The following is a 12,359-nucleotide window of genomic DNA, read 5'->3' on the forward strand; positions in this document are numbered from 1 at the left end:
ATAAAAAGTTCAATAGTGGAATATTAAAATGTCAAAAGAAATCAGTATTCAGAATCAAAATGGTCAAGGAATTATACTTGCAGCAGTAATTAATTTCCCTGAAGGGTTTGATGAAAGCAAAACTTATCCTGCGGTTGTGGTGAGCCATCCTGGCGGTGGTGTCAAAGAGCAAACGGCTGGTTTATATGCTCGTAAAATTGCTGAACATGGCTTTGTAACAATTGCTTATGATGCATCTTTTCAAGGTGCGAGTACAGGCTTACCACGTCAGTTAGAAAATCCTTATATCCGTACTGAAGACGTCAGTGCCGTGATTGATTATTTAACAACATTACCTTATGTCGACAATAACCGTATTGGTGCGATGGGGATTTGTGCAGGTGCCGGTTATACCGCAAATGCAGCAATCAATGATCGTCGTATCAAAGCTGTAGGTATGGTGAGTGCAGTCAACATTGGCCAAATGTTCCGTAACGGATGGGAGAACAATGTCAAAGACGCAGATGCAATTCCCTATATCCAAGCAGGTACAGATGCTCGAACTTCAGATGCGAGTGGTGCAGAGATTGTAACTATTCCGCTTGCTCCATTGAAAGAAGAAGATGCACCGAACGAAGAATTGCGTGAAGCTTGGGAGTATTACCATACTCCACGAGCAGAACATCCAAATGCACCGGGTTTTGCAACAGCACGTAGTTTAACCCAAATCATTACTTATGATGCATACAACAAAGCAGAAGCCTTCTTTACTCAACCTTTACTCGCAATTGCAGGGAGTAACGCGGGCAGTAAGTGGATGAGTGAAGATCTAATTAATCGTGCAGCGAGTACAGATAAACAGCTCTATGTCGTTGTAGGGGCAAACCATATGTCACTGTATGACAAATTGAATTTTGTTGATGAGGCAATTGGTCAACTTGTTCCATTCTTTACGACAAAACTTTAATTACTCTGCATTTAAAGTAATTCAATAGGTCACTTTAAAGTGGCCTGTTTTTTATTGAATGTTTAGAGTAACGCAAGGAAACGTGTTTGGTTTGTGATAAATACAACGCGCGGAAAGGGTGTTGAAATTGTGAAAGCAGCGGTTCAGCAAGGGGACTCTGTAATTGCTAGAGGTCAAAGTTAACGTCCCAGTGATCATATTGAACTTGATATTTGCGTTGAACAGCAGTAGATATTTGGATAAAACGTTTCAGGTGCATTGATATTTTACAGGATAAAACACATTTTCTGCTAAAAAAACGGCTTTAGCGATAATAAAAGAGTTTAAAAACTCATAACTTAATGTCTCAAAAAAACTAAAAGCAAAACCATCACTAGTTTTGCTTTTGGGAGAGTTAAATAAAATGATCTGCTTTAATAAAACTAATTTTAAGGAACAATTACAAAATCAGGATTTGCTATAGCAAAAACAGCTTCACGATCTGCAACTGGCGGATAAATCCATACCGTATTAATTTCTTGTTTAATTTTTTTCGCCTCATGGCGCACAAATTGAACTTTTCGATCCCATCCTTCAGTGTAAAGTGCTCCCCATGGGCCTAAGTCGACACAAGTCACATACTTTGGTTGGCTATACGCATGTAATGGCAAATCAACCAATTCTGCTGCAGCATTGTAACCCGCTACACGGCCTAGGCTCATGGCATGCTGACATGACATCACGTTAAAATTACCTATATTGTCGGTTGGAACTTTTACAGTATCACCCGTCACAAAAATATTTTTTGCCTCTGGTGCATGTAAATAAGCATCACCTAAAATACGACCTAAATTATCTTTTTCACCTACAATTTGAGAGGTCAGCGAGTTCGCTCGCATGCCCGCAGTCCAAATGACAGTTTCTGCTTCAATTCTTTCACCGTTAGAAAGTGTTACCCCAAAAGCATCAAGTGCAGTAACCCGTAGTCCAGCTTTACCTTCAATGCCAAGTTCGCTCAGCGCTTCTCGAATTACCGCCGCAGCTTCGTCACCCAATGTTGCACCAATTTCTGCTGATGAATCGACTAAAACCACACGAATATCAGTTTCACCTAAAATGCTACGTAGGCGCTCAGGCATTTCGGTCACTGTTTCAAGCCCAGTCAGTCCACCGCCTGCAACCACGACGGTATTACGTGCTGCATTTGCAGGTTTATTGGCTAAGCTTTTAAGATGTTGGTCAAGTTTTTCAGCATCTTCTAATGTACTTACGCTAAATCCAAATTCAGTCAGCCCCAGTATAGGTGGCATAAAAGTAGTACTTCCAGTTGCCAGAATAAAACGCTCATAGCTTAAAGTCTGTTTATCGCCGTGAGTTGTGGTAATTACAAGATTTTGGGCAGTAGTATCAATTTCATTTACCCAGCCAGCCACATATTTAACGTCTACTATACTTAATAACTCTGAAATATCAGGGTACATATTTTCAAGTACAGCTTCATAAAGTCGAGGACGAATATCCACATTTGGACTAGGGGAAACCATCATCACTTCAATGTTTTGTTGTTGAGAAGTCAAGTAAATTGCTCGTTGTGCGGCAAGTGCTGCCCATAACCCAGCAAAGCCAGAACCTGCAATAATAATACGCTTACTCATTTGATTATCCTTTTGATAGATTTTTCGGACATACAAATTCCTGCTCATCCCAAAATTTTGGGTGAGTGAATCCTTTCTCTGACTGTCCGAAAAATCTGAGAAGGCATTTAAAACGTTTAGAGAAGTTTTACCTTAGGAATGAAAGCCCTATAAGCTCATTAGTCGGGAGTATCCCGTGATATTTTACTTTTCCGCATTTTTGCTGTTCTTCCTTCTATGCGTTTATTAATCCAGCCATTTACATCACTAAAAAAAACGTCGGGTGCATAACGACCAAAACGGTCTGCAATATCACCAAGTGTGTGAGCACCTAAAGCATCTCGCATGGCTTTTTCAGCCTGTAACATAACTGCATGTACTGCACATACACCACTGGTTGCCCAATCGGGTGGGGCATTGTTAAAGACCGCACATTTACCACGAACTTCTTGGCACTCAAAAAGCGATTTTTCACCTTCGATTGCATTCACTATATCTAAAAAAGTAATTTCTTGAGCAGATCGAGCGAGTAAATATCCGCCGCGAATACCTTCTTGAGCAACAACAAGACCTGCCTTTTCAAGTTTAGGAAAAATCTTGGCCATAAAACTCGGAGAAACTCCTTGTAATTCAGCAAGATCCTTACTACTTAAAGGTTTATCTTCATTGTTCACAAGAAAAAGAAGACAGTGAATCGCATACTCGACGCTACTAGTAATATAAGCCATTTAATTTCATAATTGATCAATTACAAACACAGACTAATGTAGTCTGTGTTTTAAGTCAACAATAAAACTAAGACAAAGTTAGTCCTAGTTTTATGAAAAGAAAATATAGATTAAAATAATAAGGCTATATCACTGAATATAAATACATTTAAAAGAGAATTAAAGGACGTAAATAATTTAAAAATGATCGAAAAAATTATGAACGCCACCAATAATTTTCGACATTTGGCTCGTTTAAGTTCAATACTTCACCCATTTGAGGCGTACTAATCGCTAATTGGTTTTGATGAGCCAAAGCCACAATCCGTTCAAATGGATCATCCCAAGCATGAAGCGCCAAGTCAAAAGTCCCATTATGTACAGGCAACAAATGACGTCCTTTTAAATCGATATGTGCTTGTAACGTTTGCTCAGGTTGCATGTGAACATCTGGCCATTCTGGATCATAGGCCCCAGTTTCTAGCATGGTAAGATCGAAAGGACCATAACGATTTCCAATCTCTTTAAACCCATCGAAATAACCAGTATCACCACTAAAAAACACCCGTAAATCATTATCAATAATTACCCACGATGCCCAAAGCGTTGCATTGCTATCACTCATACCACGGCCTGAAAAATGATGGGCAGGGGTGGCGATTAGCTCAAGACCATCCACATGGATTGTTTCCCACCAGTCAAGTTGCTGGACCTTTTCTGCTGGCACCCCCCATTTAATCAGTGCGTCACCGACGCCAAGTGGTGTTAAGAAGTGTTCAACTTTGTCTTTGAGTTGGATTACTGCATGGTAGTCGAGATGGTCATAGTGGTTATGCGACAAAATCACACCTTTAATGGCAGGTAAGTCCGCAATACTAATTGGTGGTTGGTGAAAACGCTTAGGGCCAATCCACTGAAAAGGCGAGGCACGCTCAGAAAAAACAGGATCGGTTAACCAAAATTCATTACGCAATTTTAATAAAATTGTCGAATGCCCAAGACGAAATAGAGAACGGTCTGGGGCACTCATCAGTTGTTCTTTTGATAAACTTAACACAGGAATTTCTCGATTTGGCACCGTATTTTTGGGTTTGTTAAATAAAAATTTCCACATTAAGCCTAGCGTTTTTCCGAAAGAATGTGTGTGCAAATTCGGCTGTGTATTGCTAAATTTCCCATTGTGTTGCTGTGATGACATGAAGGGAGAAGGCAAGTCTGTTGCATTTGAAATTGTCATTTTATTTTCCTTGAGTGGAATAACTTATGTCTGTAAATAAGAACTTGAGATAAGTACTTATTTTGATTTACTTAAATGAGTATTTAATCACTCATTAATTAATTTAAAAATAAGAATGTTGCACATTCTTATTTTAGTCTTTATCTAGATTGAAACTGCATGCCAAAACGCTTCAAAACCGGACTTCCGATAAAGATCAGCTTGAGAAGTGTCTTGGGCAATAAAGTTGAGTGTGACTTCAGCAAGTGCACCCAAAATCGAACCGATAAACAAAGGTGGATAATCTCTTAATTTGCCATTATCAATATGTTCTTGAATAGTCTTCGTAAAATCACAAAAAGTTTGCATACCAATGTGTTTACTCTGTTCTGTAATTTGTTCTGAAGTCGACAACTGCGCCATCACTTTACGTTTGAGTGGGGCATCTAAACTCCAGTCCAGATAGCTTTGCCATATATAAAACATTTGGGTTTGTAGGCCTGAGTTGTTCGGATAATTCAGCATTATGACCTGACGCAGCTCGGCCTTTAGCGAAAGGTATAATTGGTTGAGTAATTCCTCTTTATTACTGAAATAAGTAAATAAAGTACCTTCTGCCACACCAGCAACTTTGGCTATTTTTGAAGTAGATGCACGCTCTCCAAGTTCTGCCAATGTTTCAATAGCAGCATTTAAAATCGCATTACGTTTATCTTCACTACGAGGACGGGCCATAGACAAATATATTAATTGAGTGATTACTCAATCATACATAAAAATAGATAAAGCGCAAGATATATATTTTAAAAGGGATGGGCTTTTTCAAGATCATAAGCTATAGCATCACATATACGGATCCACTCAGCAAAGTTAGAACTATAACGAGTATTCATAATTATAGTTTCCGCAACCGATAAGACACGAGAAATTATTGATCAGTGTAGGGGAACAGATGGTCAGTTAATGCTTCTATTGAATAAAGCTATTTTTAAGTCGTTGATCTATATCTTAAAATTTAAATCACGGGTAACTTTTCTGAGATATGTTTAATCCTGAATATCTGCTGTTACAGCATGTGTAAATCGCTAGATTCTCTCATTAGATTGTTTCAATATAGATCCAGACACTCAAATTTACAGGACAATCATCATGATATTGAGATATCGTATATTTTTAAAATATCTTGCTATTTTAGGTTTTATGGCAAGTTCTGCTGTAACTAGAGTAGCTTTCGGAAGTTCCGAGAAGGCATGGAACAAGCATGATCAGGAAATAAAAGCGGCTTGTATAAAAGCCAGTCAACTTAAAAGTGCCAAAACAGTGAGTAATATCATGCTTTTTGATGATCGTGTTGGATATTCGGCACTCTTGATTCAAGGAAAATATCCGCAAGCACATATGAAAAACAAAACAGGACAAGAACTGTGTTTATGGAATAAGACATCGAAGAAAGCTTATTTAACTGAAGCAAGCATGAAAGTACATTGAAGTCATAACTATACAAAGTCGAGTAGCGATCTGATTTCTGCATATCTTAAATTATGTTGCTTAAAATAGTCAGCAACGTGAATAAAATTATCTAGATTCACGTTGCTGAGCTGTGGCAACAATATCGACAGATGACACATAAGTTGTCATTTCTGATTAAATAATATCAATGAGTTATAGAATTTAGTGACAATCAATGACATTAGTTAGTGACACATAAGCTGTCATTTATTTTATTTTGTTATTCAATATCTTAAAGTAAATATTTCAGAAAAATAAAAAGATATAATAATGAAAGAAGACTTTTTTACTTAAACCAGATTGAGATGTTTTTAGAGCATGTGCTGTTTGTGATAAATTGAGATTATGTTGAGCGAGTTCTCTAATAATTCTAAGTTGTTGAAAGTTCATAATTTGGATATAGAATATAAAAATAAGAGCAAATATATAAATAAATGCTCTTTTAGATGATCAATGATTAACGCATTGTGACGAATTCTTCAGCAGAAGTCGGATGAATTGCTAAAGTGTTATCGAAGTCTTTTTTAGTTGCTCCCATTTTTAAAGCAACAGCAAAGCCTTGCAGAATTTCATCCATACCGTATCCAATACCATGAATTCCGACCACTTTCTCATCAGTTCCTACACAAATTAATTTCATTTTTGTGAGTTGTCGATGTTCTGTTATCGCTGTATACATGGATGTAAAGGAAGAACTATAAATTTTGATGGCATCTTTACCAAATTTTTCTATCGCTTGATCTTCGGTTAATCCAACTGTTCCAATAGGTGGGTGACTAAACACCACAGTCGGAATATTTTCATAATCTAAATGTTCATTTGGCTTATTGTTAAATAAACGTTCAGACAGTCTTCGACCCGCTGCCACAGCAACTGGAGTTAACTCGACTTTACCTGTAATATCACCCACTGCATAAATGCCAGACTGTGTTGTATTTTGATATGCATCAACATGAATAAAGTGATTCTCGTTCAATTGAACTTGAGTCTTATTAAGATTGATCGCTTCAGTTGCAGGTTTTCTACCAATTGCCCAAATCAAGCAATCTACGGTATGTTCTATACCATCTTCTAGGTGTAATACAAGTGAGTTGTCTTCAACTTTAGTCACTTTGTTAATCTGACTATGAGTATGCACGTTAATATTTTCACTGCGCATATTCTCTAATAGTGTTTTACCAAGGAAATGATCTAATCCACGCAAAGGCTGATGTTTACGAATAAATAATTGTACATCCGAACCCAATGCATAAAGAACACCTGCCAACTCCACAGCAATATAGCCAGAACCAACAATAGCAGTCCGCTTCGGTAAGTGCTCTAATTCGAAGAAACCATTGGAATCAATACCATATTCAGCACCGTCAATTTCAGGTTTGAATGCTTGAGTCCCCGTAGCAATTAAAATATGGTCAGCTGTGTACGTTTCACCATTTACTTCAATTGTTTGAGCATCTAAAAATTTTGCAAAACCTCGAATGACATCAACATTATTTTTAGCTAGTCCTGTGTCATACGATGTATGTATTCGGCTGATATAGGCTTGTCTGTTTTCAACTAATTTCTTCCAGTTAAAGGATTTCAATTCTGTATTAAAGCCATAGTCAGGACCATATTTATGAATCGCATCGGCAATTTGAGCTGAATACCACATCACTTTTTTAGGAACACAACCTACGTTGACACAGGTTCCACCAATATCACCCATTTCTATCAGTGCACATTTCTTACCATACATGGCAGCACGATTGACTGATGCAATACCGCCACTGCCTCCGCCAATCGCAATATAATCATAGTGTTTAGACATAAATGAAATTCCTGTTTTTTAGATTTAAAAAGTTAAAGACTTAAGCATTCATTTGAATGACAAATCTAAACTTAACATCTCCTGCTCTTAAACGTTGTAAAGCATCATTAACACCTACTAACGGTACAGTTTCTATTTCAGGAAGAATATTTGCTAATAGACTAAAATCGAGCGTTTTTTCTGAATCGTGAGGTGTTCCTGTTAAAGAGCCTTGAATAATATTCTCTCCAACGACTAATTTCCCAGAAGATAGTGAAAGAGGATCTTTTCCTGCACCTAATAGAATGAGTTTTCCTTTAGGTTCTAATCCAGCCATTAAAGGAGATACAACAACTGACGCATTACCAACGGTTGTTAAAATGAGCTTAGCACCTCCTAGTTTCTGTAATTCGGCGATAGTATCTTGGGTATTGGTATCAATATAAATATGTGCACCAAGTTTTTTGACATCATCTGAGATGTCATCACCACGTCCGATTGCAACAACTCTAAATCCCATTTTATGGGCATATTGCAGTGCCAAATGACCTAGACCACCGATACCTTGAATTGCAACTAAATCGCCAGCTTGAGCACCAGATTTTTTTAAAGCATTGAATGTTGCCAGACCAGCACAGAGTAGGGGGGCAGCATCAACAGAATCTAGACCTTCAGGAATTGCAACTAATCCTGTTGCTTTTGCAAGCATTAACTCTGCATAACCACCATCTTGATTGCTACCAATATACGTTTGATTTGTACAGTGGACAAAAGCACCTTGACGGCATTGATCACATTCATTGCAATGTCCACCTAATCGGCCAACACCGACACGCTGTCCCATTTTCCAAATCGTTGGTACATTTTCGCCTAATGCAATAATGCGTCCAATAACTTCATGACCAGGTACACGCAATAATTGATTTTCACCTGAAATATCAGATAGATCTGCGCCACACATACCACAAGCTTCAACTTTAATAAGAACTTGATCTTTTAATGGCATAGATATTTCTTTCTTTACCAGCTCTAGCTGTCCAGTTTCAGAAACTTGTAAGGCTTTATACATATTTAATGTGCTCAGAATATAAGTGATATCTAAAATAGACTTGAGCCATTTTGTAAACAAAGCATATTTTCTTTTTAGATTAGAAAGAAAATGTTTCGATGAAAAAGCAAGGCATTGACTAATGCGAAAGCGCAAAATGCTGTAGCAACAACAGTGTTGTGTAGGCTACAGTCTTAGATATCTTACTTAACTTATGTTCACCTGAGTTCTAGTTCATAATAAATTATTAAAATTTATCTTTTAGTTTCAATTGTTTATTTGGATAAATTAATTTACTTAAAAGAAGATGGTTCATGAACCTAAAATTTTTATTAAAAATAAGCTTAAAACCATAAGTTCTTTCATTCGATTGAGGCCTACTCTCGTTTATTGAGGAAAAAGCATCAAAAGATGCCTTTTTCTCTTTTCCCTGAATTTATTCTGCAATTTTTAAGACAACTTTACCTTTTGCTCGTCCAGTATTCACATATTGGAAAGCATCTTTAATCTCTGTAAATGTATATGTCTTATCAACGATTGGATTTATTTTCCCAAACTCTACTAATTTTGAAATTTCAGATAGCTGCTGACCATTCGGCTGCATAAACAAAAATGAGTAAGTAATTCCTCTCTTTTTGGCTTTATTCCGGATTGACCAACTTAAAAGAGGAATAATACATTTTAATAACCAATTTGCATGAATTGCTTCTACGAAATCACGATCAGGTGGACCAGAGATACTGATAATTCGACCACCACGTTTAAGAACATTTAGAGATTTCTCTAAAATTTTTCCACCTTGTGTATCTAAGACTACGTCATAGTCTTTAAGCACTTGTTCAAAATCAGTTGTTTTGTAATCAATGATAATATCTGCTCCTAATGCTTTGACCCATTGTGCATTTTTACCACTCGTCGTTGTTGCAACACTTGCACCTAAGTGTTTCGCAAGCTGAATAGCAATTGAGCCAACACCGCCTGAACCAGCATGAATCAATACTTTTTGTCCTGCTCGAACTTTCGCAATTTCGACCAAAGCCTGCCATGCAGTCAAAGAAACAAGGGGAAGAGAAGCCGCGAGTTCCATAGAAATATTTTTAGGTTTTAGCGCAAGTGACGATTGATGTACGACCGTATATTCGGAAAAAGCACCATTCAGATCTGTCTTGGCATACACTTCATCACCGACTTTGAACTGAGTAACATTTGCTCCAACTTCAACCACCGTACCTGCAAAATCATTGCCTAAAATAAAAGGAAATTGAACGGGCAGAATTGCCTTAAATTCACCTTCTAAAACTCTTAAGTCAAGTGGGTTAATACTTGCGGCATGAACTTTAATGCGTACATCATTTTCTGTTAGAACTGGTTTGGATTGTTCATCCAGTTGTACATCATTGATATTGCCGTAGCGGTTAATGTAGGCTGCTTTCATATTAGGACCTCTGTTTTTTGAATTTTGTTTTAACGTTTTATAAGCATCATTAAACTTTCAAGCTGCGTTGAATTAATGTGTCAAAGATCTTTACTGGGGCAAATTTTCGTAAATTTTTCAAATGTTTTGCTGCCTTGCCTGAAGTATAGCGGGGTAATATGTTTTGACTGTTGATAACCGTTAAAATGGTCTTAGCAACAACACTCGGATCATCTGACTTATAAATTGATTTTATCATTTGTTGATGTAACTTCTCACGAATGTGGTCATACGCTGAGACTTTTGCATCTGCTTCAAGTAAGTTTATTCCTAATGAGGTTTTGGTGTAAGCAGGTTCAATAAGAGAAACACGAATGCCTTGAGACCTTAACTCATGATCTAAAGACTCTGAATAACCCTCAAGTGCATGTTTTGAAGCAGAATAAAGCGCACCAAACGGTGTTGGTAAAAGCCCTAAAATTGAACTGATATTGAGAATAAGTCCAGATTTCTGTTCACGCATCACAGGAAGTACTGCACGGGTCATTCGGACAGCACCAAAAAAATTGGTATCAAAAATAGCTTGAGCTTGTTGCATCGAACTTTCTTCAGCGCCAGCTGGTGCAATGGCAAATCCTGCATTATTGATCAAAACATCAATTCGACCTTCATTCTGAATTACTTTTTCTATTGCATGATTCACCGAATCATCATTATTTACATCTAGCTCAATCAGATGGAATTTATATTTCGATGCACTATTTGCACGTCGACTCGTACCATAAACAATAAATCCTGCCTCATGTAAAAGCTCTGCTGTTGCTAAACCAATACCAGAAGATGCACCTGTAATTAGAACTACTTTACTCGTCATACCAAATTTCTCACTTGTAATATATTGGTGATTGGATAACCAATTTCACCTTGATGTTTTGATCATAATCTAAAATTAAAATAGTTACTACTAAAAAGATAGTGACAGTGTAATTTTTGGGGAGTATATTAAGTACTAAATAAGTACTGACTGTAAATATATGCCGTTAATCTCAATAGATTGCTCATAAAAAACAGTTAAATGAATAGAATGTGAGGAACAAAACAAATGAAATTTCTATTAAATACAATTGCGATAGGATTAACGGTGGTCTCTATCTTTAGTTCCCCATTAACTCAGGCAGAGACGGTGGCATCTATTTCTTTTCGTGACCCCGTGACTCAGGCAAATAAAGTGTCATCTAACCTCGTTGTCAATCAGCAAGCTGCTCAGAACCCTCAGCAAGATACAAATTGGAAGAATGTACCGACCCAAATTATTAATGCAGGCGGAGTTAACTTCGCTTACCGAGAATATGGTCAACAAAATGGTGGAACGCCTATAATTTTTCTCAATCATTTAGCTGCTGTCTTAGACAATTGGGATCCAAGAATCATTGATGGAATTGCCGCGAAACATCACGTGGTGGTTTTTGATAATCGTGGTGTTGGTGCTTCTACGGGTGAACCCGCAAAGTCAATTGAACAAATGGCAGATGATGCTATTACTTTTATTCAAGCGAAAGGATTCAAAAAAGTCGATTTATTTGGTTTTTCAATGGGCGGCATGATTTCGCAAGAGATTGTTTTAAAACAGCCGCAATTGATCCGAAAAATGATCCTATCGGGAACTGGCCCCGCTGGTGGAACAGGAATCAGTACAGTCGGGCGAGTTTCTAATTGGGATTTAGTTCGTGGTATGGCGACTCGCCAAGACCCTAAAGTCTATTTATTTTTTACTCGGACAGAAAATGGTAAAGCTGCTGCAAAAGCATTTGTGCAACGTATAAATGAACGTACTGAAAATCGTGATAAAGAAATAATGCTTTCTGCCTATCGTGCCCAGCTTAAAGTCTTAAAAAAATGGGGAAGTAAAAAACCTGCTGACCTTTCAGTTATTCAACAACCCGTCTTAGTGGCGAATGGTGATCATGATCGGATGGTTCCAACGGTGAATACCTATGACTTGGCAAAACGCCTTCCAAATAGCTCGCTCATCATTTATCCAGATGCAGGACATGGTGGAATCTTTCAGTTTCATCAAGATTTCGTCAAGCAATCGCTCACTTTCTTAGCGAAATAGA

Annotated in this window: 11 protein-coding genes and 1 pseudogene; 3 read left to right on the forward strand and 9 right to left on the reverse strand. The window is 37.5% G+C overall.

The window, feature by feature from the left end; genetic code table 11:
* Positions 1-28: 28 nt before the first annotated feature.
* Complete coding sequence (locus tag AC2G3J_RS09740) at positions 29-946, forward strand: alpha/beta hydrolase (protein WP_483771023.1); 918 nt, start codon at positions 29-31, stop codon at positions 944-946.
* A gap of 428 nt (positions 947-1,374) precedes the next feature.
* Here the strand turns inward: AC2G3J_RS09740 and AC2G3J_RS09745 are convergent, their stop codons facing one another.
* From AC2G3J_RS09745 to AC2G3J_RS09760, 4 genes are all read right to left on the reverse strand, one after another.
* Entirely contained in the window at positions 1,375-2,580 is a 1,206-nt protein-coding gene (locus tag AC2G3J_RS09745; protein ID WP_336951123.1) for an NAD(P)/FAD-dependent oxidoreductase, read from the reverse strand.
* A gap of 158 nt (positions 2,581-2,738) precedes the next feature.
* Entirely contained in the window at positions 2,739-3,287 is a 549-nt protein-coding gene (locus tag AC2G3J_RS09750) for an RrF2 family transcriptional regulator (RefSeq protein ID WP_483771024.1), read from the reverse strand.
* 196 nt (positions 3,288-3,483) lie between these two features.
* Entirely contained in the window at positions 3,484-4,503 is a 1,020-nt protein-coding gene (locus AC2G3J_RS09755) for an MBL fold metallo-hydrolase (RefSeq protein WP_419328901.1), read from the reverse strand.
* A gap of 144 nt (positions 4,504-4,647) precedes the next feature.
* Positions 4,648-5,217, reverse strand: coding sequence for a TetR/AcrR family transcriptional regulator (locus tag AC2G3J_RS09760; RefSeq protein ID WP_483771025.1), 570 nt, complete (start codon positions 5,215-5,217; stop codon positions 4,648-4,650).
* A 414-nt stretch (positions 5,218-5,631) separates the two neighbouring features.
* On the opposite strand from AC2G3J_RS09760, the gene AC2G3J_RS09765 reads away from it, so the two are divergent.
* A complete protein-coding gene (locus AC2G3J_RS09765) occupies positions 5,632-5,970 on the forward strand; it encodes a hypothetical protein (RefSeq protein ID WP_483771026.1) in 339 nt (112 codons plus the stop codon).
* 300 nt (positions 5,971-6,270) lie between these two features.
* Here AC2G3J_RS09765 and AC2G3J_RS09770 read toward each other — a convergent pair.
* From AC2G3J_RS09770 to AC2G3J_RS09790, 5 genes and pseudogenes are all read right to left on the reverse strand, one after another.
* Positions 6,271-6,381 (reverse strand): annotated as a pseudogene (locus AC2G3J_RS09770) (CysB family transcriptional regulator); the annotation flags it as partial.
* Positions 6,382-6,448: 67 nt separating this feature from the next.
* Positions 6,449-7,801, reverse strand: coding sequence for a glutathione-disulfide reductase (gorA, locus tag AC2G3J_RS09775; protein ID WP_483771027.1), 1,353 nt, complete (start codon positions 7,799-7,801; stop codon positions 6,449-6,451).
* A gap of 40 nt (positions 7,802-7,841) precedes the next feature.
* Positions 7,842-8,849 carry an alcohol dehydrogenase catalytic domain-containing protein gene (locus tag AC2G3J_RS09780; RefSeq protein ID WP_483771028.1) on the reverse strand — a complete coding sequence of 336 codons (1,008 nt, stop codon included), beginning with the start codon at positions 8,847-8,849 and terminating at the stop codon, positions 7,842-7,844.
* Between the two features lie 415 nt (positions 8,850-9,264).
* The gene (locus AC2G3J_RS09785) at positions 9,265-10,263 is read right to left on the reverse strand and encodes an NADP-dependent oxidoreductase (RefSeq protein ID WP_483771029.1); all 999 of its coding nucleotides are present in this window, start codon (positions 10,261-10,263) and stop codon (positions 9,265-9,267) included.
* Between the two features lie 49 nt (positions 10,264-10,312).
* Positions 10,313-11,116: an oxidoreductase gene (locus tag AC2G3J_RS09790; RefSeq protein ID WP_483771030.1), complete on the reverse strand. Its 804-nt coding sequence runs from the start codon at positions 11,114-11,116 to the stop codon at positions 10,313-10,315.
* Positions 11,117-11,344: 228 nt separating this feature from the next.
* Between AC2G3J_RS09790 and AC2G3J_RS09795 the strand changes: the two genes are divergently transcribed.
* Positions 11,345-12,358 carry an alpha/beta fold hydrolase gene (locus AC2G3J_RS09795; protein ID WP_483771031.1) on the forward strand — a complete coding sequence of 338 codons (1,014 nt, stop codon included), beginning with the start codon at positions 11,345-11,347 and terminating at the stop codon, positions 12,356-12,358.
* Position 12,359: the final 1 nt, after the last annotated feature.

It is taken from the genome of Acinetobacter legionensis, assembly GCF_057165765.1.